Annotated in this window: 23 protein-coding genes and 1 tRNA gene; 11 read left to right on the top strand and 13 right to left on the bottom strand. The window is 73.0% G+C overall.

Annotated features, from left to right (window positions below):
* Nucleotides 1–4: 4 nt before the first annotated feature.
* The gene (locus tag ACGFZF_RS04845) at nt 5–478 is read right to left on the bottom strand and encodes a MarR family winged helix-turn-helix transcriptional regulator (protein ID WP_393551088.1); all 474 of its coding nucleotides are present in this window, start codon (nt 476–478) and stop codon (nt 5–7) included.
* Between the two features lie 89 nt (nt 479–567).
* Between ACGFZF_RS04845 and ACGFZF_RS04850 the strand changes: the two genes are divergently transcribed.
* Complete coding sequence (locus ACGFZF_RS04850; protein WP_393551089.1) at nt 568–1,518, top strand: zinc-binding alcohol dehydrogenase family protein; 951 nt, start codon at nt 568–570, stop codon at nt 1,516–1,518.
* Nucleotides 1,519–1,604: 86 nt separating this feature from the next.
* On the opposite strand, the gene ACGFZF_RS04855 is transcribed toward ACGFZF_RS04850, so the two are convergent.
* From ACGFZF_RS04855 to ACGFZF_RS04870, 4 genes are all read right to left on the bottom strand, one after another.
* Nucleotides 1,605–2,078 (bottom strand): VOC family protein, encoded by a 474-nt coding sequence (locus ACGFZF_RS04855; RefSeq protein ID WP_393551090.1) that lies wholly within the window; start codon nt 2,076–2,078, stop codon nt 1,605–1,607.
* Nucleotides 2,079–2,314: 236 nt separating this feature from the next.
* A complete protein-coding gene (locus tag ACGFZF_RS04860) occupies nt 2,315–3,133 on the bottom strand; it encodes an SDR family NAD(P)-dependent oxidoreductase (RefSeq protein WP_393551779.1) in 819 nt (272 codons plus the stop codon).
* Between the two features lie 109 nt (nt 3,134–3,242).
* Nucleotides 3,243–4,013 (bottom strand): permease prefix domain 1-containing protein, encoded by a 771-nt coding sequence (locus ACGFZF_RS04865; protein WP_393551091.1) that lies wholly within the window; start codon nt 4,011–4,013, stop codon nt 3,243–3,245.
* A complete protein-coding gene (locus ACGFZF_RS04870) occupies nt 4,010–4,351 on the bottom strand; it encodes a PadR family transcriptional regulator (RefSeq protein WP_393551092.1) in 342 nt (113 codons plus the stop codon). The genes ACGFZF_RS04865 and ACGFZF_RS04870 overlap by 4 nt, the downstream gene beginning before the upstream one ends.
* A gap of 105 nt (nt 4,352–4,456) precedes the next feature.
* On the opposite strand from ACGFZF_RS04870, the gene ACGFZF_RS04875 reads away from it, so the two are divergent.
* The 4 genes from ACGFZF_RS04875 (at nt 4,457) to ACGFZF_RS04890 (ending at nt 6,432) form a co-directional block, all read left to right on the top strand.
* Complete coding sequence (locus ACGFZF_RS04875; RefSeq protein ID WP_393551093.1) at nt 4,457–4,999, top strand: hypothetical protein; 543 nt, start codon at nt 4,457–4,459, stop codon at nt 4,997–4,999.
* Nucleotides 5,000–5,004: 5 nt separating this feature from the next.
* Nucleotides 5,005–5,268: a DUF3817 domain-containing protein gene (locus ACGFZF_RS04880; RefSeq protein WP_393551094.1), complete on the top strand. Its 264-nt coding sequence runs from the start codon at nt 5,005–5,007 to the stop codon at nt 5,266–5,268.
* 192 nt (nt 5,269–5,460) lie between these two features.
* The gene (locus tag ACGFZF_RS04885; protein WP_393551095.1) at nt 5,461–6,114 is read left to right on the top strand and encodes an HAD family acid phosphatase; all 654 of its coding nucleotides are present in this window, start codon (nt 5,461–5,463) and stop codon (nt 6,112–6,114) included.
* A 242-nt stretch (nt 6,115–6,356) separates the two neighbouring features.
* A tRNA-Trp gene (locus ACGFZF_RS04890) sits at nt 6,357–6,432 on the top strand.
* Between the two features lie 126 nt (nt 6,433–6,558).
* On the opposite strand, the gene ACGFZF_RS04895 is transcribed toward ACGFZF_RS04890, so the two are convergent.
* Nucleotides 6,559–7,158, bottom strand: coding sequence for an HD domain-containing protein (locus ACGFZF_RS04895; RefSeq protein WP_393551096.1), 600 nt, complete (start codon nt 7,156–7,158; stop codon nt 6,559–6,561).
* Nucleotides 7,159–7,384: 226 nt separating this feature from the next.
* Here ACGFZF_RS04895 and ACGFZF_RS04900 point away from each other — a divergent pair, with 226 nt between their 5' ends.
* The gene (locus tag ACGFZF_RS04900) at nt 7,385–8,068 is read left to right on the top strand and encodes a YoaK family protein (RefSeq protein WP_393551097.1); all 684 of its coding nucleotides are present in this window, start codon (nt 7,385–7,387) and stop codon (nt 8,066–8,068) included.
* Between the two features lie 99 nt (nt 8,069–8,167).
* Here ACGFZF_RS04900 and ACGFZF_RS04905 read toward each other — a convergent pair whose 3' ends face one another.
* Entirely contained in the window at nt 8,168–8,323 is a 156-nt protein-coding gene (locus ACGFZF_RS04905; protein WP_393551098.1) for a DUF6131 family protein, read from the bottom strand.
* Nucleotides 8,324–8,740: 417 nt separating this feature from the next.
* Between ACGFZF_RS04905 and ACGFZF_RS04910 the strand changes: the two genes are divergently transcribed.
* Nucleotides 8,741–9,352, top strand: a complete 612-nt coding sequence (locus tag ACGFZF_RS04910) for an endonuclease (RefSeq protein WP_393551099.1) — start codon at nt 8,741–8,743, stop codon at nt 9,350–9,352.
* A gap of 55 nt (nt 9,353–9,407) precedes the next feature.
* Here the strand turns inward: ACGFZF_RS04910 and ACGFZF_RS04915 are convergent, their stop codons facing one another.
* The 6 genes from ACGFZF_RS04915 to ACGFZF_RS04940 form a co-directional block, all read right to left on the bottom strand.
* Nucleotides 9,408–10,910, bottom strand: coding sequence for an MFS transporter (locus tag ACGFZF_RS04915; RefSeq protein WP_393551100.1), 1,503 nt, complete (start codon nt 10,908–10,910; stop codon nt 9,408–9,410).
* Between the two features lie 194 nt (nt 10,911–11,104).
* Nucleotides 11,105–12,001: an alpha/beta fold hydrolase gene (locus ACGFZF_RS04920; protein WP_393551101.1), complete on the bottom strand. Its 897-nt coding sequence runs from the start codon at nt 11,999–12,001 to the stop codon at nt 11,105–11,107.
* Nucleotides 12,002–12,163: 162 nt separating this feature from the next.
* Nucleotides 12,164–12,580 carry a universal stress protein gene (locus tag ACGFZF_RS04925; protein WP_393551102.1) on the bottom strand — a complete coding sequence of 139 codons (417 nt, stop codon included), beginning with the start codon at nt 12,578–12,580 and terminating at the stop codon, nt 12,164–12,166.
* A gap of 1 nt (nt 12,581) precedes the next feature.
* Nucleotides 12,582–14,078, bottom strand: a complete 1,497-nt coding sequence (locus ACGFZF_RS04930; RefSeq protein WP_356601596.1) for an APC family permease — start codon at nt 14,076–14,078, stop codon at nt 12,582–12,584.
* 267 nt (nt 14,079–14,345) lie between these two features.
* Nucleotides 14,346–14,618, bottom strand: coding sequence for a UBP-type zinc finger domain-containing protein (locus tag ACGFZF_RS04935; protein WP_393551103.1), 273 nt, complete (start codon nt 14,616–14,618; stop codon nt 14,346–14,348).
* A 212-nt stretch (nt 14,619–14,830) separates the two neighbouring features.
* Entirely contained in the window at nt 14,831–16,030 is a 1,200-nt protein-coding gene (locus ACGFZF_RS04940) for a low temperature requirement protein A (protein WP_393551104.1), read from the bottom strand.
* 266 nt (nt 16,031–16,296) lie between these two features.
* Between ACGFZF_RS04940 and ACGFZF_RS04945 the strand changes: the two genes are divergently transcribed.
* From ACGFZF_RS04945 to ACGFZF_RS04960, 4 genes are all read left to right on the top strand, one after another.
* A complete protein-coding gene (locus tag ACGFZF_RS04945; protein WP_393551105.1) occupies nt 16,297–17,157 on the top strand; it encodes an ABC transporter ATP-binding protein in 861 nt (286 codons plus the stop codon).
* Complete coding sequence (locus ACGFZF_RS04950) at nt 17,154–18,134, top strand: iron-siderophore ABC transporter substrate-binding protein (protein ID WP_393551106.1); 981 nt, start codon at nt 17,154–17,156, stop codon at nt 18,132–18,134. Before ACGFZF_RS04945 ends, ACGFZF_RS04950 begins: the two co-directional genes overlap by 4 nt.
* 5 nt (nt 18,135–18,139) lie before the next feature.
* Nucleotides 18,140–20,206, top strand: coding sequence for an iron ABC transporter permease (locus ACGFZF_RS04955; RefSeq protein WP_393551107.1), 2,067 nt, complete (start codon nt 18,140–18,142; stop codon nt 20,204–20,206).
* A gap of 227 nt (nt 20,207–20,433) precedes the next feature.
* Nucleotides 20,434–21,687 carry a serine hydrolase domain-containing protein gene (locus ACGFZF_RS04960; protein WP_393551108.1) on the top strand — a complete coding sequence of 418 codons (1,254 nt, stop codon included), beginning with the start codon at nt 20,434–20,436 and terminating at the stop codon, nt 21,685–21,687.
* Nucleotides 21,688–21,805: the final 118 nt, after the last annotated feature.

Here is a 21,805-nt window from a genome sequence, read left to right on the forward strand (position 1 = left end):
ACCTTCAGGCGCGGTCCCCCTGGGCCCGTCGCGTCTGGTCGGCGAGGACGGTCGTCGCCCGTTCGAGGAGTTCGACGAGCGCGGTGTGTTCCGCCGGACTGAACGCGTCGGTCAGGGCGCGCTCCAGGACGATCACCTCCTCGTAGGCCCGGTTCAACAGGGCTTCCCCCTGCTCGGTGAGCGAGGCGATGAGCACCTTGGCGTGCACGGGGGAGGCGTTGCGGACGACGAGTTCCTTGTTCTGCAGTCCCGTCAGCACCGGGGCCATGGTCTGCTGCGTGACCCCGCAGGCCCGCGCCAGCTGCGCTCCGGACATGCCGCCTTCCCGGGAGAGCGTGAGCAGCACGGTGTACTGCGTCATCGTGAGGCCGTAGCCGCGGAGGACCGCTTCGTGATGCGCCGTCAGCACCTGTTCGGCACGCCGGATGCGGGTGCACAGGTACTCCTCCGCCGGAATCGCGGTCGTCTCCCCGCTCATTGTCTCAGCCTCCTGTGTTGACTCAGGTACCTGAGTCTGCCTAACGTGATCAGTATCAGGATACTGAGTCAGCACAGGAGGCCGTACTCATGAAGGCTGTCGTTCTCGACACCGACAACAGGTTCACCCTCACCTCGCTCGACGAGCCCGTCCCGGGCGCCGGCGAAGTGGCCGTACGCGTCGCGTACGCCGGGATCCAGTGGGGTGACGTGCTCGTCCGCGGGGGGTACTTCCCCGTGCCGCGTCCCTTCGTCCCCGGCTTCGAGGCCGCGGGCCGCGTCGTCGCGGTCGGCGACGGCGTCGACCCCGCGCGCCTCGGTCAGCCGGTCACGGCGCTCACCTCGTCGGGTGCGTACGCCGAGACCGTCGTCGCGCCCGCGGTCCTCGCCCTGCCCGTCGGCGACCTCGACACGCGCACGGCCGCGGCGTTCGGATGGGCGGCCCCGACCGCCTGGGACCTGATCCACACCGTCACCCGCGTCCGGCCCGGCGAGAGCGTCCTCGTCCACGCCGCGCTCGGCGGCGTCGGCAGTCTGGCGGCGCAGTTCGCCTCCGCCGCCGGAGCCGGCCGCATCGTGGGCGTGGTCGGCGATCCCGATCAGGCGGACTACGCCGCGCGGCTCGGGTACGACCGGCTGGTCTCCCGGCACGGCTTCCCCGAGACCCTCGGCGACGAGCGCTTCGACGTGATCCTCGACCCCGTCGGCGGCCCGGTCCGCGCCGCCTGCCTGGACCATCTCGCCCCGCACGGCCGACTGGTGGCCTACGGCGCCATGGGTGGCGCCGCGTCCGTCCCGGTCGACACCGACGAGCTGCTCGCGCAGGGCCGCTCCGTCCTCACCTACAACAGCCACCTGCTCAGCCGGACCGCGCCCGAACGCCTGGCCGCCAGTGCGGCCGAGGCCCTGCGCCTCCTGAGCGACGGCCGCGCCCGGATCGACGTCGCCGCCGTGTACGAGCCCGCCGACCTCGACACCGCCGTCCAGCGTCTCGCCGCCGGCGGGACGCGCGGCAAGCACCTCGTCCGCTTCGGCGGCTGAGCGCTCTACCCGTGGCCGTTCGGCGCCGTCCGGCAGGGCACGGGAGCGGCGATCACGGGCCTCCGGGCGGCCCCCGCCCGTCGACGTCAGGCGCCGTCCGCGGCGGCGACCAGCGCGGCCACGTCCAGCTTCCCCATGCCGAGCATGGCCTTCATCGCCCGCTGGGCGCGCGCTTCGTCCGGGTCCGTCAGCAGCTCCTCCAGGACGGCCGGTACGACCTGCCAGCTGAGGCCGTACTTGTCCTTGACCCAGCCGCACGGACCTTCCTGCCCGCCGTCGGACAGCTTGCTCCAGTAGTGGTCGACCTCGTCCTGGTCGGCGCAGTCGATGAGGAAGGAGACGGCCTCGTCGAACGTGAAGTCCGGACCGCCGTTGATCGCCGTGAACGCCTGGCCGTCCAGGACGAAGTCGACCGTCAGCACGGTCCCGGCCTCGCGGGGTCCCGCCTCGCCGTAGTAGGAGACCTTCCTGATCTCCGAGCGGGGGAAGACCGAGCAGTAGAACTCCGCGGCCTCCTTGCCCTGCGTGTCGAACCAGAGGTTGGGGGTGATCCGGGGCATGGCGCCCTCCCGATTCCTGATCTCGTCGCGAAAGGTTCCGGTTCTCACTGGTACCGACCGTCGGACGGCTCGGAAATCATCGCTCCGCCGCGTTCCGATTCCGTGGAACCACTCCGCGAGCCGCGCCCGGCGCCGGAGGGGTGGTCGAGCGGGCCGGGCGCGGTCGAGGGAACGGACGGGGGCGAGCTGACGGAGCGGTGGGCGACGGCGCGGGCCTCCAGGAGCCGGCCCGGGGATCAGGAGTGCGGTGCGCGCGGCACGATGCGGTAGTCGAAGGCGAGCGTTCCCGGGTCGAGGGTGGTCGCACCGCCGTCGACGGTGAGCACGGCGCCGTTGACGAAGGAGGAGGCCGGCGACAGCAGCCAGGCGACGGCCTCGGCGACCTCACGCGGCTCGCCGGGGCGCCCGGCGGGCAGGACGCGGGTGACCTCCCCGTACGCCCGGTCGACGCCGCCCTCTCCCAGGCCCGCCTCCTCGGCGAACCGGTTCATCCGGCGGTCCGCCATGTCGGTCCGCACCCAGCTCGGGCAGACCGTGTTCGCGCGCAGGCCGGCGGCCCCGTAGTCGACCGTGAGCGAGCGGCAGAGCTGGAGCAGCGCGGCCTTGGACGTGGCGTAGGCGGCGCTGCCCGGACCGTTGCGCAGCGCGGAGACCGAGGCCACGGCCACGACCGAGCCGTGGGCGTCCAGCAGATGGGGGAGGGCGGCGCGCACGAGATGGAAGGGGCCGGTGAGGTTGGTCCGCATCACGGCGTCCCAGTCCTCGAGCGTCACGTCGCCGACACTCCCGCCGCGTCCGATGCCGGCGTTGAGGACGAGGCCGTCCAGCCGCCCGTACGCGGCGACGGTCGCCTCCACGAGCGCGCGGACCGCGTCGGGGTCGCCGATGTCGGACGGCACGGCGAGCGCGCCCGTCTCCTCCGCGACGAGATGGAGCGGTTCGGGGCGCCGGCCGGAGATCGCCACGTGGTGGCCGGCTTCACGCAGCAGCCGGGCGGTCGCGGCGCCGATGCCCGTCCCGCCGCCGGTCACGAGGTACACGCGCTGGTCCGCCATCGTCGTCGAGCCTCCGTCGTGGGACTTCCGCCGCCGGGCGGCGGCGACCGACCTCATGATCACATGAAGGACCGGGCGACCCGCCGCGATCGCCGCGGAGGCGCGTACCTCAGCTGCCGGCGAGCGGCAGGCGTGCGCACTGGCGGCAGGCCCGTGCCGAGGCCGCGATGCGCGCGTGGAGGACGAGGGCGGCCAGGCATGCGGCCGCCGTCAGCGGCCAGTTCGCGACCGCCGCCGACGCCACGGTGAACGCCAGCGCGCCCAGCGCGAGGGCGACCGCCGAGGTGGTGCCGGTCCAGGCGACCACGAGGGGCAGCCGTTCCGGGTGCGGCAGGCGGCGGGAGAGCGGGCCGGTGGCGGCCAGCGCGGCGGCCGCCAGCAGGGCGGCGAGCACGGCCGTTCCGCCGAGCGGGACGACCGCCCACCGCACGGCACCCGGCACGCCCTGGTCCGCCGTCCGGACGGAGACCTGCGTCAGCCACCAGCAGAGGAGCAGGAAGGGCAGGGCCGTCATCACCGTACGGGCGGTGTCACGCGCCTGGGCGATGGTCAACTCGCGCTGGAATCCCGGCGCGAGCTCGGCCACGGTGCCGAACTCGCTTACCGCCCGCCGTGCCGCGTCGCGCTCGGTCCCGGACTCCGGCGCCAGGTCCCGCGCCGTGTCCACGAGACCGTCGCGCAGCTCGCCCACCATCCGCGCCTTCCTCCGCGCGGGCCCGTGGAGCACCGCCGCCAGCTGCGTGACGTGGGCCTCGATCGGATCGTCCGGGCGGACCTCGCCCGCGCTCGCGTCGTCCGGGCGGACCTCGCCCGTGCTCGCGTCGTCCGCTCCCACTCCGCCCGGGCTCGGGTCGGCCGCGGGGGCCTGTTCGGCGCTCACGTCGCGGTCCCGGGCGTCGGAGCCGGGTCCAGTACCGAGCCGATGGCTGCCGTGAACTCCCGCCACGTCGTGCGTTCCGCGGCCAGTCCGCGCCGTCCGGCTTCGGTCAGGGCGTAGCGGCGCCGGCGGCGCTCTCCCGTCGACTCCCAGTCGCTGTGCAGCAGTCCGAGCCGCTCCAGCCGGTTGAGGGCGGGGTAGATGGTGCCCTTGCGCAGCTCCAGCGCGCCGTTGCTGCGCTCCTGGACGGCGGTGATGATCGCGTACCCGTGCAGCGGGCCGGATTCCAGTACGGACAGGAGCAGTCCGTCGAGGTGGCCGCGTACCGCATCCGTCTTCATGGTCAGGCAGCCTACCCAAAGGGCGGATGGATGTGCTACTTATCGATTGGCAGCCAACCCATCGGCTGCCGATCCATCGTCGGTTCGACGCGTGAAGGAACCCCCGTGACCGCACTGCTGCTCTCGCTCCACGTCCTGGCCGCGATCGTCGCGATCGGGCCGATCACCGTCGCGGCCTCGATGTTCCCCCGCTACGTCCGGCCCCCGGGTGAAGATGCGGAGGCTCCACCGGAGCGGGACCGGAGGCAGGTCGCGGCCCTGCTGCACAGGATCTGCCGCGGCTACACGGTCCTCGGCGTCGCCGTCCCCGTGTTCGGCGTCGCCACCGGAGCGCGGCTCGGTGTGCTCACCGACGCGTGGCTGCTCGCGTCGATCCTGCTCACGGTCGCGGCCGCCGCCCTGCTGACGGCCGTGATCCTGCCGGGTCAGCGGAGTCTGCTCGACCCGGCCACGGTGTCGGAGTCCGCGGCGGGCGGTGACACGGCGGACGGCGCGCGGGGGGAGGTCGCGGGTGCGGGTACGGGTGGCGCGGACGCTCGGGGCTCGGCCGCGGCGCGGCTCGCCATGACCACGGGGATCTTCAACCTGCTCTGGGCGGCCGTCGTGGTCCTGATGATCGTGCGCCCCGGCTCCACGACGGGGGTGTGACGACCGTGCGGATTCTGCGGGTCGCGGCCGCGGTCGAGGCCGTCTCCCTCGCGCTGCTGCTGCTCAACCTCGTCACGGTGCACGCCGAGGTGGTCACGTCCCTCGGCGGTCCGGTCCACGGCACCGCCTACCTGACCGTCATCCTCGTGGTCTGGCTCGACCCGTCCCCGGCCTCGGCCGGGGCGCGGTGGCGTGCCCTGGTCCCCGGTGTCGGCGGGCTGCTCGTGCTGCGGCGGCCGGACGGGGGCGTGGTCGCCGGCGAGGGGTGACGGAGCGTCGGTTCCCCGACGGTGGAACGGCGGCGTCCGGATGGCGGGCGGCACGCGTCGACAAGAAAGTTGCTACCGACCGGTAGTGAGGACGTCGCCTGCCGGTCATCATGTAGCGCGAGCATGACAACTCCTTCGGCCCGGTCTCCATGACCGGGCCGTTGACAGGTTCCACACCCCAGGAGACCCCCCATGCATGCACGCGCCACGACATCGCGCACCGCCGCGGCACTCGCCGCGACCTTCGTCCTCGTCGCGGTCCCGGTCACGTCGGCCACCGCCGCGGAGGCGAGCCCGTCCCGCACCGCCGTCCCGGCTTCGGTCGGCGCGACCGCGCTCGCGGCCCAGAGCGTCGACTACGCCACCTGGCAGCGGGACGTCGCCGCCGTCGTCGCCGAGGCCCGCCCCTGGATCGAGGCGCGCTCCGGGAACGCCGGCACGCAGAAGCAGGCGATCGTGCTCGACATCGACAACACGTCGCTGGAGACGCACTTCCACCCCTTCTGGCAGCTGCCCACCCCCGCCGTCGCTGCCGTCCGCGACCTGGCCCGGTACGCCGACTCCCGGGGTGTCGCCGTCTACTTCGTCACCGCCCGCCCGGGCATCATCTACTCCCTCACGGACTGGAACCTGAAGAAGGCCGGCTACCCCGTCGACGGCCTGTACGTCCGCGACCTGCCCGACCTGTTCGCCGAGGTGAGCGCGTACAAGACGGAGAAGCGGGCCGAGATCGAGGCCAAGGGCTACACGATCATCGCCAACATCGGCAACAACACCACCGACATCGTCGGCGGCCACGCCGAACGCGCCTTCAAGCTCCCGGACTACGGCGGCCAGCTGGACTGACCGCGTCCGCCGGGCGGCGTCACGGGCGGGCGGCCCGGGCCGGCACGGGACACCGCGGCCCGGTGCGGAGACCCGTCGCGTCCGGAAGTCGCACGAGCCGGCGATGGCCGGCCGCGGCACGCTGACGGCGAAGCCGGTCGACCGGACTCCGGTCGACCGGCTTCGCCGACACTCCCGGGCCACCGCCCGCGATCAATACGGTGGCGCGGGGGAGGCCGCCCGTGCGAGGGTTCAGGCATCGAAGGGGTGTAGCTCAGAGGCCAGAGCGCCGGTCTCCAAAACCGGATGCCGCAGGTTCGACTCCTGTCACCCCTGCCACACAGCGCGGCCCGTCGGCCGTGCGGCACCGGGGCGGAAGGCCGTCCTCGCACGAGGCGAGGAAAGTCTTCCCGCAGCCGCAGCCGCAGCCGCCCGACCGGCCGCGAGCAGCCGCCTCACGCGGCGTCAGCCGGCCGCGACCGGATAGGACATCTGGTACGCGAGCCGTTCGCCGGCCCCGTCGCCGATGCGGGTGAGCGTCTCGTCGAGCGCCATGAACTCCTCCCACCTCGCCCGGCCGCCGGCCCGCGACAGGGCGTCCACGACGAGGTCCTCCAGCTCGGCAACCCGCTTGTTCTTCCAGATCTTGTCGGCCAGGCTCACCAGCAGATCCTCGAAGCCCACGCCGGGGGCGGCCCAGGAGCCATGGGTGGCGGCGAAGCGCGCGAGTCCGGGGCTCACCCCGTGGGCGAGCAGGAGTTCACGGCCGGCCTCCTCGTGCGCGGAACCGGGGCCGGACAGTTCTCCGGTATGGCGGGTCTTGCCGATGTCGTGCGTGGCGGCCCCGAAGAGCACGGCCTCACGGTCGAAGGGCAGCGAAGGCTGATCCCGCTCCACCCGGTCGACGAGCTGGACCGCGACGTCGTGCACCGCGCGCAGATGTGCCACGAGGCGCGGGGGAGCGTCGAGCGCCAGCAGCAACTCCGCTGCCCTGCGCGGCAGCGGGAGGAGCGAGGGCCGGTCGGTGTCGGCCAGGGCTATCGACATCACGGGCGCGGTGGTCATCGCGCAAGGGTAGGCCGCGCGCTCCCTGACGGGCGGTCGGGCCGGGGGCATTCGGGTCCTGTCCGGGCGGCCGGGCGGCTCGGCGGCCGGGGAATCCGCCGCTGCCCCCGTTCGGCGCAATGCCGTACGCCTACGGCCTCGGCCCGGAGACTCGGAGCAGCCGAACCCTGGAGGAGCCGACGTGAGCGTGGACCCGGAGCGGAGGATTCGGTCCCTGACTCCGTTCATGGCCATCCTGACGCTGACGACCGGCGTGGTCGAGGCGGTCTCGGTGCTGCAGCTGGGGCCGGTGTTCACGGCCACGCAGACCGGCAGCCTGCTGTTCCTCGCGTTCGGCCTGGCGGGTCAGGGAGGGCTCTCGGTCGTCGCGCCCGTCGTCTCGATCGGGGCCTTCGCCGTGGGAGCGGTGATCGGCGCGCGCATGGATGTGCGGCTCGACGCCCACCGGCACCGGTGGTTCATCATCGCGCTCGTGACGGAGGGGCTGCTCATCGCCCTCGCCGCCTTCGCCGCCTGGGGAGTCGTCCCCTCGGAAGGCGCGCCGTCGGGCCGCCACTCGGTCGTCATCGCCCTTCTCGCGCTCGCGATGGGCATCCGCAACGTCACCGCGCTGCGCATCAACATCCCCGACATGCCGACGACCGTGGTCACGCGCGGGATGACGGCGCTGCTCAGCGGCTCGGCCCTGGGTCACGACCCCGCGCTGGGCTACGGGTCGGGCGCCGTGCGGCGCCGGTCGGCCTCGGTCCTCGCGATGTTCGTGGGGGGCCTGATCGGCGCGTACCTCGTGCGGCTCGGCTGGTCCGTCACCGCCGTGCTGCTGCCGGTCGCCGTGGTCGTGGTCGTCCTCGCGGCCGTGCACAGCCTGACGCCGCCCCCGGGCATGAAGCCGCCCCCGGAGGTGGGATGAGCCGACGGGGGATCGGCTCGTCTCATGCCCGGGGGCGGTGGTGCCACCCGGGACGCGGGGTACGGGTCCCGGGCCCTGCGGGTGGCGGGTGGCGGGTGATCAGTAGTAGTGCTTGCGCCCACCGACGGAGCGGCCCATGGCTCCCAGAATCCACAGAACGGCGCCGACGACGGCGAGGATGACGCCGATGGTCCACAGGAAGCCGATTCCCGTGGCGAAGCCGATGACGAGCAGTATGAGCCCCAAGATGATCATGGTGTCCTCCGTTTGCTCCGAATCCCACTGACAAGGGCGAGGGCAGTGACGGCCCCGAGGGCGCCGCCGCCCGTGGAGGGGGGAATCCACAGGCGACGGCTGTGCGGACTGCCTAGCAGGCGGGTGCCCCGTTCGCACGCATGCATGCACGGGAGTCCCGTCCGGGCACCGTGCCGCGCGGCGTCCGCGTCCGTGGCCGGTGCGCGCCGGGGAATTCCTCGTCGATTTCGCACCCCCCTGCATCCGGACGGGTCCTGACGGCGGTAAGACGGGCAGAGTCCCCACCTCCTGACGTCGGCGGAGGTGGGGGCTCCTCCCTGCCTCGCCGTGTGCACCCGGGTACCCCGGGGCAGGGGCCGGGCAGGACGCCGGCCGACCGGCTCGGCGGCCCTCCGTGAATCCGGGAGGCGACAGCCCATGGACCGGCGGGAGACGGTGCGCGGACTGCTGGCGGAGCACGGCCGGACGCACGCGCGGGAAGCGGGTGTCCGGATGCGGAACACCCCCGCCCCGCTGTACCAGGTGCTGGTCCTGACCGTCCTCTGCTCCGTCCGGATCCGCTCCGACATCGCGGTCGCGGCCGCGCGCGAACTCTTCGCAGCCGGCATGCGCACGCCCCGGGCCATGGCCGACGCGCCCTGGCAGCAGCGTGTCGACGCCCTCGGCCGGGCACACTACCGGCGCTACGACGAGAGCACGGCGGACGCCCTGGGGCACGGAGCCGAGTTCCTCCTCGACACCTACCGCGGGGATCTGCGGCGGCTGCGCGACCGGGCCGGCCGGGAGCCCGACCGGATCAGGGAACTGCTGAGGGAGGTACCCCGGATCGGGCCGGTCGGTGCCGACATCTTCTGCCGGGAGGCGCAGGGCCTGTGGCCGGAGCTCCGGCCGGCCTTCGACCGCCGGGCACTGGAGGCGGCCCGCGTCCTCGGGCTCCCGGAGACACCGGAGGGCCTGGCCGCACTCGTCCCCGCCGAGGACCTGCCCCGGCTGGCCGCCGCCCTGGTCCGGACCCGCCTGACACCTTGAGGGCGAGCCGTGCCGCGCGCCCCTCGTGCCGGGCGGCACGCGGCGTCCCGCCGTCTCACCCCGTGGCGCCGCCCGAGGGCGTACCGCCCGCGTCGGCCGGTTCCGCGGCCTTCGCCGACAGGGGCGTGGCGATGTCCTCCAGCGACCGGCCCTCCGCCGCCACGGCGAAGAACAGCGCGACGAGCCCCGCGAGGACCATGAGCGCCGCACCGATGCAGAAGGCGAGGACGGCGTCGCCGACCACCCCGCTCTCGGTGAGTTCGGCGAAGATCAACGGACCGGAGATACCGCCGGCCGCCGTGCCGATGGCGTAGAAGAAGGCGATCGCCATCGCCCGGGTCTCCATCGGGAAGATCTCGCTGACGGTGAGGTAGGCCGAGCTGGCTCCGGCGGAGGCGAAGAAGAGGACGACACACCAGCAGGCGGTCATGGTGGCCGCGTCCAGGCTGCCGCGGTCGAAGAGCCAGGCCGTGCCGAAGAGCAGCAGCCCCGAGAGGATGTAGGTGCCCGCGATCATGGTGCGGCGGCCGACCGTGTCGAAGAGGCGGCCGAGCAGCAGCGGGCCGAGGAAGTTGCCGAAGGCGATGACGGCGAAGTAGTACCCCGTGTTGCCGGTGGGGACGTCGAAGAACTTCTCCAGGATCGAGCCGAAGCCGAAGGTGATGGCGTTGTACAGGAACGCCTGCCCGATGAAGAGGGAGAAGCCGAGCACCGCCCGTTTGGGGTACGAGCGGAAGAGCGTACGGGCGATCTCGATGAACCCGATGGACCTGCGCTGCTCGATGGTGATCGAGTTCTGCGGCTCCGGCAGGGTGATGCCCTTCTCCTCCTCCACCTGGTGTTCCACGGAGGTGACCAGTTCCTCCGCTCCTTCCGAGCGGCCGTGGATGAACATCCATCGCGGACTCTCGGGAACGTGCCGCCGTACGAGCAGGATCACGAGCCCGAGCACGACGCCGAGCCCGAAGGCGAGCCGCCAGCCGACGTTGATCGCGAAGATGTCGGTGTCGAGGGCGAGGACGGAGAGCAGGGCGCCGCCCATGGCGCCCAGCCAGTAACTGCCGTTGATGATCAGATCGACGCGGCCCCGGTACTTGCTGGGAATGAGCTCGTCGATGGCCGAGTTGATGGCGGCGTACTCACCGCCGATGCCGAAGCCGGTCAGGAAGCGGAAGAGGAAGAACCACCACACGGAGAAGGAGAGCGCGGTCAGTGCGGTTCCCGCCAGATAGACCGCGAGGGTGATGAGGAAGAGCTTCTTGCGGCCGTAGCGGTCGGTGAGCCAGCCGAAGAACAGGGCGCCCGAGCAGGCGCCGGCCACGTAGAGCGCCGCGGCCGTACCGGTGACCTGGGCGTCGGTGATGGGCAGCCCGCTGCCGTCCTCGGAGAGCCGGCCGGCCATGTTGCCGACGATGGTCACCTCGAGGCCGTCGAGGATCCACACGGTCCCCAGGCCGATCACGATCATCCAGTGCCAGCGCGACCACGGGAGCCGGTCCAGCCGCGCCGGCACCTTGGTGGTGACGGTCCCGATCGCGACGTCGTCTCTGGCGCTCATGACACGACTCCTGTCCTCGTGGTCGTCGAGGGGCGACACGCCCAGGGCCCCGGTACCCCGCGGCCGTCCCCGCATGCCCGTCCGCCGGGCCCTCGGGGTCGCGCGCCGAGAGCGCGACGACGGGGCGATCCTCGACGTCCTCCGTTGCGAGGCGCCGTCCGGCCGCCGGCCGGACGGCGCCTCGCCCGGCAGGGTCAGTCGGACGCCGCCAGGACCTCGCGCAGGGCCGCCGCGAACTCCGCGGGAGCCCCCTGCTGGCCGAACTCGCCGCCCAGGAAACCGCCGTGGTGGCTCGGGAAGACCGCCAGGGGAGTGCCGAGGGAGGACGCGACCTCGGCCGCGGCACGCGCGGCGAACTCGCCCTCGGACTCCTTGCCGGCCGCGATCACGATCCGCGTCGACGCGTCCCGCAGCGCGGCGAAGTCCGGCCGGAAGGCGGTGCAGCCGAGCATGTTCTGCCCGAGCAGCGGGTCGTCGCGCGAGCCGTCGTCCGCGGTCGGCAGACCGAAGTCGGCGGGGGACGGCGCGGGTTCCTCGCGCCACGCGTCGGAGAAGGGGCCCTTGCGGCTGACCGTCGCGATGAACTTCGCCATCGCCGGCCCCGTACCCTCGCGCAGGTACGTCGCGTGGATGTCCGCGCAGATCGCCAGCGCCGCCTCCCGGTCGGGAAGGACCTGAGCCGTCGGCGGCTCGTGGGCGACGAGGGTCCGGACGAGCCCGGGGTGACGCGCCACCAGCGCCAGCGCGTTGACGGCGCCCCCGCTGCTGGCGAACAGGTCCACGGGTCCCGCGGCCAGCGCCTCGATCACCAGACGCAGGTCCTCCGCGTGTTCCTCGGGCGTGGTCTCCGCGGCGCCGTCGGTGCGCACGCTGCGTCCCGCGGCTCTCGGGTCGTAGGTGACCACGGTCCGGTCGGGGAAGTACGAGGCCAGCGTGCGGAACCCACTCGCGTCCATCGGCGATCCGATCAGGAGCAGCACGGGCTCGCCGGTGCCGTCACCTGTGTCGCCGGTCCGGGCGTCCCGGACGTCGTAGTGGACGGTGGCGCCGTCCGCCTCCACCGTGTGGGTCCGGGTCTCGGGCTCGGTCATGTCTGTTTCCTCCATCGTTCGACCTACACCGGGACAGACCGTCGAGGCGGCCGGAACTCATCGCTCGCGCACCCGGGAGTTCCGGCGGATCCGCGACCTGCCCGTCCGTGCGTCCGGCGCACCCGCACCGGCCCGCCCGCGGCCCTCGCCCGCCGGCGCGGCTCAGACCTCGGGCGGTACGCAGAGCACCGGGACGCTCGACATGTGCAGGAGCTTGTGCGGGGTGGAGCCCAGGAGAGCGCCGCGCATCGGGCTCTCGCCCCAGCTGCCGACCACGATGACCCGCGCCGCATGACGGTTCGCCGCTTCGATCAGGGCCTGTGCCGGCTTCGCGTCGATGACCTCGACGGCGCTCGCCACACCCGCCCGGTCGGCCTCCGTGACCGCGTGCTCCAGGCCGGTGCGGCCCGCCTGGCGGATCGCCTCGTAGTGGGACCGGTACTCCTCACCCGTGGGACCCGGGACGGCGGCGCCGTAGACCAGGACGAGGCGCTCTTCGAACGCGGCGGCCACCTCGATCGCGATGCGCAGCGCGCGGGCGGCGCCCGGGGACTCGTCGTAACCCAGCACGACCGACATCTCAGGTCTCCTTGCCGTGAACCAGCTCGGGGTCGACGACACCCGGACGCTCCGCCCAGAACGCGGGTGCCCGCAGACGCCACACGCACATGATGACGATGCCGACGACGGTGATGCCGATCCCGATGACGAGCGGCGGTCCGAGCCCGAACCACGACGTGCCGCTGTACGAGTTCGCCGGATCGGACATGTCGGCGACCGACTTCACCAGCAGCCAGGCCAGCAGCCCGGAGCCGATCAGCGGGCCGAGGCCGATGAGCAGGAAGTTGTGCACGCTCTCGAGGAGGTGGCGGCGGTAGTAGACCGCGCAGGCGATGCCCGTGAGCGCGTAGTAGAAGGCGATCAGCAGCGAGAGCGCGGTGAGCGAGTCGAAGAGGGCGTTGCTGCTGATCTGGTTGACCACGAGGTACCAGGCGATGGCGATGCCGGCGACCCACCAGGTGCTCACGTCGGGTGTGCGGAACCGGGGGCTGATGTGGCCGTAGGAGGCGGGCAGCGCCCGGCGGCGGGCCATGGAGAGCGCGGTGCGCGAGGCCGGGATGATGGTGGTCTGGGTGGAGGCGATGGCGGAGGTGGAGACCGCCAGCAGCAGGACCCAGTCCCAGCCGCCGAGTACGTCCGTGGCGAGCTGGGCGAAGACGAACTCCTCCTCGTCGGCGTTCTCGGCCAGGAACGTCGGTCCGGCGTAGGCCACGACCGCGAACCCCACGGACACGTACGTCACCAGCAGGATGACCGTCGACCAGAGCCCCGCCTTTCCCGGCGCGGTCGCGGAGTCCTCCACCTCCTCGGTGAGGTTGACCGCCGATTCCCAGCCCCAGTAGATGAAGACGCCGAGCAGCAGCCCGCCGGAGAGCGCCGCACCGCCGGCGCCGAACGGGTTGAGCCAGCTCAACGCGGGTTCGACGGAGTCGTACTTGCTCGTGCCGGCGTAGACGCTGTAGAGCGCCACGCCGACGAAGACCAGCAGGAAGACGACCTGCGCCAGGATGAGGACGTTCTGCACCTTGGCGGACAGCTCGGTACCGATGACGCACACGGCCGTCATCACGATGATGAGCAGTACGGTCAGCAGCTGGCGCACGAAGGCGTTGTCGACCCATCCGTCGAGGCCGACGGCCAGCAGGGCGAAGCTCACGGCCACGTCGGCGAGGGAGCCGACGACCAGGACGCCGGTCATCGCGATGGCCCATCCGCCCAGCCACCCGATCCAGGGGCCCATCGCGCGGGTGACCCACGAGAACGTGGTGCCGCAGTCCTGGTCGACCTTGTTCAGGTAGTAGAAGGCCGAGGCGATCAGGAGCATCGGCACGAAGGACGCGAACATCACGCCGGGCGCGTAGATCCCGACGAGGGCCACGATGGGGCCGATGACCGCCGCGAGGGAGTACGCGGGTGAGGTGGAGTTGAGCCCGATGACCAGGGCGTCGACGAAGCCGATCGCGTTCGCCTTCAGGCCCTCGGCCCGGTTCCCGGGTGCGGCATCCTCTGCGGCCATGACTGCCTCACTCCGCTGTCGCCCGGCATATCCGGCAGAACTGGGACATGTACGCACTCATGCTAGGGAGGTGTCGTTCTCCGTGCATGCCAGGGAGCGCCGACCGGTGCCGAAGGCGCCGGCCCGCGCGCAGCCTCCGTCGGTGGAGGCCGTGGGATCGTCCGTGAGATCCGGTGTCCTGCGCCGGGTGGTGGCCGTGGGGCCGTTCGTGGCGCCTTCGGGGCCGGCGCCGGTCCGGTGGCGTGCGCCGCCGTGCGACGGATGCCCTCAGCCGCCCCGGGGCCTGTCCGCCTCCGGCTCCGTGGCACGGACCAGGAAGAGTTCGTCCGGGAAGCACCAGGCCCAGTCCTCGTCCCGGGCGAGGGAGACGACCACGGGGTGTTCGGTCGCGGCGTGGTGCGCGTACGCGTGGCCGCCGCGGGAGCTGTCGCAGCAGCCGACATGACCGCAGGACGCGCACCAGCGCAGCCGCACCCACTCCCAGCCCCGCTCGACGCACTCCCGGCAGGCGTGCGGCTCCTCGCCGGTCGGCAGGGTCACGGACCGGGCGTGGGCGCAGGTCCGCCCCGTCGGCCGCCCCCCGTCGGGCGCGACCCTCCAGAGCGGCGGGAACCCTTCGGAGCCCGCCCCGTCGGGGGCGGGACGGGCGGCATGCGACATGGACCCTCCCTCGGTCGTCCTCGCCCTCGATTCGCCCGCGGCGCCGCGTCCGGATGCAGCGCGTCCGCCGGGACGCGTCGTGCTCCGGCGGGTCACACCCGTCCGGGGTACAGGGCGTTGCGGCGGCGGAGCAGGGCGCGGGCGTACAGCAGGTGCGCGACCGCCTCGCCGGCGATCAGCAGGACCACCAGCCACGGGGCCAGGTGATCCGCCCCGAGCCCCACGAGCACGGGGATCGCGATGCCGGGTACCGCCCACACGGCCACCCGACGCAGCGGGCGCCGGAAGCGGAGGGCGATCGTCGCGTGGGCGGCGTGGTAGAGGGCCAGGCCGCCGGCCAGGGCCCAGGCGGCGCCGCGCGGAAGGTGGGCGTGCCCGGCCTCCTCCACGGCCGTCGCCAGCCCGCCCGCCATGCACAGGACGGCCGCGGTGACGAAGAAGTGCAGGAAGCCGCCCACGTCCCGGGCGAGCACGTACAGTTCGCGGCCCTTCACGGAGCCGAAGACCAGTTCGGCGGAGGTGGCGGCGAAGTCGAAGTACGACCACCACAGCGCCGCGAGCAGGACGAAGCCCAGCAGGGCGACGACCGCGGCCTGCCCCGTCCAGTGGTGGTCGAACGAGGTCACCAGGGCGATGACCGACTCGCCCAGCACGATGATGACGAAGAGGCCGACCCGCTCCACCAGGTGGCCGGTGTCGATCTGTCCGGGGATGCCGTGGCCGCGGGCGGTCAGGAGCAGCACCATCTCGGCGACGATCAGCGCCGCCCACATCCAGTACCGCCACGGCGAGGGCACCGCCGCGGACACCGCCCACAGGACGCCGGAGCCCAGGCAGTAGCTGAGGGGGCGCCAGCGCGGGACGCGCAGGGGGTCGGGGAACCTCGTCGCGGGCCACCACAGCCCGAGCAGTACCAGACGGGTGCCTGCGTACCCGAGGGCGTAGGCCGCGCTCCGGTCTCCGGCCGCCTCGGGTACGGCCGCCGCCATCACCGCCAGGCACAGCATCGCGAACAGCATGAGCAGCCGGCGTCGGGCCGTGTCCTCGACGAAGAGGTTCGCCGAGACCGTGAGGTTGACCCACATCCACCACGGCGGGAAGTACAGCGCGAGGAAGAGGGCGAAGTCGCCGAGGTCCGGGTCCCCGTGGAGCTGATGGGAGAGCTGGGCGGCCAGGGCCACGAACACGAGGTCGAAGAACAGCTCCAGCCACCCGGCGTGGCGCTCCTGGGGGACCTCCGCCGCGGCGCCGGCCGCCGTACGGGGCTCCCGGGGTTCCTGGGGTCCGTCCACGTGGTCCGCCCGGTCCGCTCGAATCCCTCTCTGGGGTCTGACCTCCGTATGACACCACGGCGCGCCGGCCGGCGCCCGCGACAGCGCGCCGTCGGCCCACGTGCCGGCGGGCGCCGCGGTGGACGGCGTCCGGCGGTTCCCTCACCGGTCCGCGGAGGGGCCGGTGAGAGGGTGTCACGCCCGTCGCGACCTTGGCCGGATTCCCCCTTGCGGTCGATCGGTCGGGCCCCTTTCAAGATCTAGTAAGGATAGGCTAACCTTGCGTCGTGCTTGCTGGTGAAGAGACCTCCGCGGCCGGACGCCCCCGTGGTCATCAACTGTCGGCCACGGGTGTCACCGTGGCGTACGAAGGCGTCGACGTCGTCCACGATGCCGAGCTGACGCTGCGGCCCGGCGAGGTGACCGTCCTCGTCGGACCGAACGGCAGCGGAAAATCGACCCTCCTGCGGACGATCGCCCGGCTCCAGCAGCCCAGGACCGCCACCCTCCTCCTCGACGGGGACACCGACGGACTCGCCCTGGGCACCCGCGACTTCGCGCGCCGCGTCGCCCTGCTGACGCAGGGCCGCCCCACCCCCGGCGGACTGACGGTGCGTGACCTCGTCGAGTTCGGCCGCTACCCCTACCGGGGACGCTGGGGCAAGGCCGACCCCGACGGCCGGGCCGCGGTGGACCGCGCGCTGGCCATGACGGGCGTCGCCGACCTCGCCGACCGCGGTGCCGAGCACCTCTCCGGAGGGCAGCTCCAGCGCGTCTGGCTGGCCGGCTGCCTCGCACAGGAGACCGGCGTCCTGCTCCTCGACGAGCCCACGACCTACCTGGATCTGCGCTACCAGGTCGAACTCCTCGACCTCGTACGCGACCTGGCGGACGACCACGGCATCGCCGTGGGCGCCGTCCTGCACGACCTCGACCAGGCCGCGGCCGTCGCCGACCGCATCGCCCTGCTCCACGCGGGACGGATCGTCGCGCACGGCCTCCCCGAGGACGTCCTCACCGCTTCGCGGCTGACCGACACGTACGGCATCCGCATCGAAGTCGACACCGACCCCCTCACCGGCCGGCTGCGCACCCGCGCCATCGGCCGCCACCACACGCGAAACGAAAGGCTCAGTCCCACCCCATGAGACGCCTCCTTCTCACCGCTGCCGCCGCCACCGCCGCGGCGCTCGCCCTGACCGCCTGTGGGACGACCGAGCCCGCCGCCGACGACGCGAAGAAGCCCACCGAGCGCATCACGCTCACCGACGCCTCCGGAACCAAGGTCGAGCTCGACGGTCCGGCGAAGAAGGTCGTCGGCACGGAGTGGAACGTCGTCGAGAGCCTCGTCTCGCTCGGCGTCGACCCCGTCGGCGTCGCCGACGTCAAGGGCTACAAGACCTGGGACACCGCCGTCCCGCTCAAGAACGACCCCAAGGACATCGGCACGCGCGGCGAGCCGAGCATGGACACCGTCGCCCAGCTCGCCCCGGACCTCATCGTCGCCACCAGCGACCTGCCGCCGGCCGCCGTCAAGCAGCTCCGCAAGATCGCCCCGGTCCTGGAGGTGCGCCCCGCCGACGCCTCCGACCCGATCGGGCAGATGACGAAGAACCTCGACCTGATCGCGCGGGCCACCGGCACGACGGAGAAGTCCGCGCAGCTCAAGCAGCAGTTCCAGGCGAAGCTGGACGAGGGCAAGAAGGCCCTGGCCGCCGCCGGCCTCGCCGGTGCGAACTACGCCTTCGCCGACGGCTACGTCGTCTCCAACCAGGTCTCGATCCGGCCCTACACCAGCGGTTCGCTGATCGGCGCGGTCAACGAGAAGCTCGGCCTGAAGAACGCGTGGACGGTCAAGGGCGACGAGAGCTACGGCCTGGCCGCCACCGACGTCGAGGGCCTCACCAAGCTCGGCGCCGACGTCCAGTTCGCCTACATCGGCAGCGACGGCGACAAGAACAGCACGCCGTTCGCCGGCGTCCTCGCCAAGGACAAGGTCTGGACGTCGCTGCCGTTCGTCAAGAAGGGCGACGTCCACCGCCTGCCCGACGGCATCTGGATGTTCGGCGGCCCCGAGTCGATGGGCAAGTACGTCGACTCCGCCGTCGCCGCGCTCACGAAGTAAGGGCCATGACCGTCACCGCGACCACCCCCGCCACCCGTCCGTCGACGGCCACGTCCCGGACGGGCGCGGCCGCGGTGACGGCAGGTCTGATCCTGCTCGTCACGGCCCTCGCGGTCGTGGACATCACCCAGGGCACCGCGGCCGTCGGCGCCCCGGAGGTGTGGAAGGCCCTCACCGGAGGGGCCGACCCGGCCGACGCCTCCGTCGTCATCGCCTCCCGGCTGCCCCGCATGACCGCGGGCCTGCTCGTCGGTGCCGTGCTCGGCACGGCCGGCGCCGCCCTGCAGGCCGTCAGCCGCAACGTGCTCGCCTCACCCGACACCCTCGCGGTGAACGCCGGTTCCTATCTGGCCCTCGGTCTGGTCGCCGTCACCGGCGTCTCCCTGCCGCTGTACGCCTCCTCCGGCGTCGCGTTCGCCGGAGGGCTCGCGGCGGCCGCCGTCGTCCTCGGCCTGTCCGGCCTCGGCACCGGCACCGTCCGTCTGGTCCTCGCCGGCAGCGCCCTCACCCTCGGCCTCACCGCCGTCACCGAGGGCATGCTGTTGCTGTTCCCCCGGGAGACCGAGGGCCTCTACCAGTGGAACCAGGGGAGCATCGCGCAGAACGGCTTCGACGGCGTCCTGCAGATGGCGCCGATCGGGCTCGTCGGGCTCGTCGGACTCCTGCTCCTCACCCGCCGGATCGACGCCCTGGCCCTCGGCGACGACGCCGCCCGCGGGCTCGGCGTCCCCGTCCGCGCCACCCGCGTCACGGTCGTCGTGCTCGCGTCGCTGTTGTCCGCCACGGCCGTGACCCTCGCGGGACCGATCGGGTTCGTCGGACTGTGCGCCCCCGCGCTCGTACGCCCCTTGGCCCGCCGGGTCCGCGCGTTCGCCCGGACGCGCGCCGCACTGCCGGCGGCCGGCCTCGCCGGCGCGGCCCTGGTCCTCGGCTCGGACGTGCTCCTGCGCGCGGTCGTCCCCGCCGACACGGCGGTCGCCGTGCCGACCGGCGTCGTCACCAGCCTCGTCGGCGCCGTGTTCCTGATCGTGATGGCCACCCGCGTCCGGGACACCGCCGGCCCGGCGGAGGCCGACCGGCTGCGGATCAGGACCCGCGGCCGCTTCCTCGCCGTGACGGCCGTCCTGGTGGCCGCCGTCCTCGGGGTCGCGATCGCCTCCGTCCTCCTGGGCGACAGCAAACTGCTGCTGGGCGACGTGCTGAACTGGCTCCAGGGCCGGGCCGGACGGGCCGTCACCTTCGTGCTCGACACCCGCGTCCCCCGCGTCCTGGCCGCGCTCCTCGCCGGAGCGGCGCTCGCCCTGGCGGGCACCCTCGTCCAGGCGGTGACCCGCAATCCGCTCGCCGAACCCGCCGTCCTCGGCGTCTCCGGCGGCGCGGCGCTCGGCGCCGTCCTGCTCGTGACCACCGTCCCGCTCGCCGGGTCGTGGGGCGTGGCCGGAGCGGCGTTCGCCGGCGCCGCGGTCAGCTCGGTCCTCGTCTTCGGCCTCGCCGCACGCGGCGGCTTCCGGCAGAACCGGCTCGTCCTCGTCGGCTTCGGTGTGGCCACCGGAGCGGCGGCGCTGATCAGCATGCTGATCATCCTCACCGACCCGTTCAACGCGACGAAGGCCCTCACCTGGCTGTCCGGCTCCACCTACGGACGGACCCTGCCGGACGTGGTGCCCCTCGCGCTCGTGCTCGTCGTCGGCCTGGCCGCCGCGGGCATCCGGCGCACCGAGCTCGACCTGGTGTCGCTCGACGAGGACACCCCGCGGCTCCTGGGACTCGGCCTGGGGCGCGCCCGGCTGGGCTTCCTCGTGCTGAGCGTCGTGCTCAGCGCCACCGCCGTGGCCGCCGCGGGCACGATCGGCTTCGTGGGTCTCGTGGCACCGCACGCGGCCCGCGCGCTCGTCGGCCGGCAGCACGCCCGGGTGGTGCCCGTCGCGGTACTGCTGGGCGCCACGCTGGTGTGCACCGCCGACCTGGTGGGCCGCACGGTCATCGCCCCGGCCCAGCTCGGCGCCGGCCTCATGACCGCGGTGATCGGCACGCCGTACTTCCTCCACCTGCTCGTCCGCAGTCGTCGCTAGGACCTGTCCTCAAAGGAGCACCGCGAGCCGGGGCACCTCCCGGGCGAAGCCCAGGGGGAGGGACTTTGACGACAGGTCCCAGAACCCCCGTCCCCCACGCGAACAGGGCGCCCGCTCCGGCAGCGGGCGCCCTGTGCCGTCCGCGGCGTGCACCACATGGGCGGGGTCCGCGGCCGCGCCCGGAGTGTTCGGCGCGACGGGCACGTACCTGCGGACATAGTTCGGGCATGACACGCACCCCCCTCCCCACCCGTGTGCGCACCCGGGCGCACGCGGTCGGCACGGCCCTGCTGTGCGCCGCACTCCTCGCCGTCACGGTCCCCGCCACCGCCGCCGGACCCGCCGCCCCCGAGGGGCCCGGCAACCACGGCGGACGTGACTGCGTGCGGACCCAGCGCCCCCTCGGCGGGCAGGGCCGCCGGATCCTGGGCATCACCCGCAAGGCCAAGGACGAACTCCGGCTGAAGGCCGTGGAGCTGCGGGTCACGATCGACGGACGCGAGGTCGTCACCGACGCGCTCGGCGAGTCCATGACCGGCGTGCCGGCCGAGCCGGACATGCACTTCCGGGCCGGCTCGGTCGCCTTCGCGCACATCGGCACGACCCTCCTGCAACTCGTCGAGGAGCGGAAGGTGCGCCTCGACGACACCGTCGAACGCTGGCTGCCCGACGTGCCGAACGCCCGCAAGATCACCCTGCGCATGCTGGCCACCAACACCACCGGCCTGCACGACTACGTCACCGACCCGGCCTTCGGCGCCGAGCTGGGGCCGCACCCCTTCCGCCAGTGGACCCCCGAGGAGCTGCTCGCCTTCCCGTTCAGCCACTCGTTCTGGTACCCGCCGGGCACCAGCTGGAGCTACTCGCACGCCAACTACGTCCTGCTGGCCGAGGCGCTGGAGAAGATCACCGGTACCCGGATCGACGAGCTCGTGAAGCAGCGGGTGACGGGCCCCCTCGGTCTGCGCGACACCCAGAACAACTTCACGCCCGACATCCCGGGTCCCGTCCTGCACGCCTTCACCTCCGACCGTGGTCTCTACGAGGAGTCCACGTTCTGGAACCCGTCGTGGACCACCGCGCCCGGCGCGGTCATCACCTCCCACATCTGCGACCTGGCCCGTTCGGTGGAGGGAATCGGCAGCGGTGAACTCCTGTCGCCCGGCGCGTACCGCACCCTGGTGAATCCGGGCACGGTCGGGCTCGGCGGCGAGTCCGCGACCTGCCCGGCGTCGATCTGCCTGAAGCAGACCGAGGCCAAGCACTTCGGCGTGGGCGTGATCGTGGTGAACGGCTGGGTGCTCCAGAACCCGTCCTTCTCGGGGTACGCGGCGATCCAGGCCTACCTGCCCGCCAGGCGGCTGGCCATCGCGGTCTCCACGACCAAGACCGCGGACACGCCCGCCGGCAACACGGCCGAGGTGGTCGCCACCCGGATCGCGGCCGCCCTCGCCCCGGAGGCCCCGCTCGCGATCGGCTGACGCGGGCACGAAGCCGACGCGGGCACGAGGAAGGGCGGGAAGGGCACGCACGCCGTGCCCTTCCCGCCCCGCCGCTGCCCGGGGCCGGCCGTTCGCCGCGGCCGTACGGGTCTCCCCG

The organism is Streptomyces sp. NPDC048338 (genome assembly GCF_043201055.1).
Taxonomy (GTDB): Bacteria; Actinomycetota; Actinomycetes; order Streptomycetales; family Streptomycetaceae; genus Streptomyces.

Coding starts and splice junctions, on each gene's coding strand:
- ACGFZF_RS04845 (WP_393551088.1), bottom strand. CDS start 478: ATGAGCGGGGAGACGACCGCGATTCCGGCGGAGGAGTACCTGTGCACC.
- ACGFZF_RS04850 (WP_393551089.1), top strand. CDS start 568: ATGAAGGCTGTCGTTCTCGACACCGACAACAGGTTCACCCTCACCTCG.
- ACGFZF_RS04855 (WP_393551090.1), bottom strand. CDS start 2,078: ATGCCCCGGATCACCCCCAACCTCTGGTTCGACACGCAGGGCAAGGAG.
- ACGFZF_RS04860 (WP_393551779.1), bottom strand. CDS start 3,133: ATGGCGGACCAGCGCGTGTACCTCGTGACCGGCGGCGGGACGGGCATC.
- ACGFZF_RS04870 (WP_393551092.1), bottom strand. CDS start 4,351: ATGAAGACGGATGCGGTACGCGGCCACCTCGACGGACTGCTCCTGTCC.
- ACGFZF_RS04885 (WP_393551095.1), top strand. CDS start 5,461: ATGCATGCACGCGCCACGACATCGCGCACCGCCGCGGCACTCGCCGCG.
- ACGFZF_RS04895 (WP_393551096.1), bottom strand. CDS start 7,158: ATGACCACCGCGCCCGTGATGTCGATAGCCCTGGCCGACACCGACCGG.
- ACGFZF_RS04900 (WP_393551097.1), top strand. CDS start 7,385: ATGGCCATCCTGACGCTGACGACCGGCGTGGTCGAGGCGGTCTCGGTG.
- ACGFZF_RS04905 (WP_393551098.1), bottom strand. CDS start 8,323: ATGATCATCTTGGGGCTCATACTGCTCGTCATCGGCTTCGCCACGGGA.
- ACGFZF_RS04910 (WP_393551099.1), top strand. CDS start 8,741: ATGGACCGGCGGGAGACGGTGCGCGGACTGCTGGCGGAGCACGGCCGG.
- ACGFZF_RS04915 (WP_393551100.1), bottom strand. CDS start 10,910: ATGAGCGCCAGAGACGACGTCGCGATCGGGACCGTCACCACCAAGGTG.
- ACGFZF_RS04920 (WP_393551101.1), bottom strand. CDS start 12,001: ATGACCGAGCCCGAGACCCGGACCCACACGGTGGAGGCGGACGGCGCC.
- ACGFZF_RS04925 (WP_393551102.1), bottom strand. CDS start 12,580: ATGTCGGTCGTGCTGGGTTACGACGAGTCCCCGGGCGCCGCCCGCGCG.
- ACGFZF_RS04930 (WP_356601596.1), bottom strand. CDS start 14,078: ATGGCCGCAGAGGATGCCGCACCCGGGAACCGGGCCGAGGGCCTGAAG.
- ACGFZF_RS04950 (WP_393551106.1), top strand. CDS start 17,154: ATGAGACGCCTCCTTCTCACCGCTGCCGCCGCCACCGCCGCGGCGCTC.
- ACGFZF_RS04955 (WP_393551107.1), top strand. CDS start 18,140: ATGACCGTCACCGCGACCACCCCCGCCACCCGTCCGTCGACGGCCACG.
- ACGFZF_RS04960 (WP_393551108.1), top strand. CDS start 20,434: ATGACACGCACCCCCCTCCCCACCCGTGTGCGCACCCGGGCGCACGCG.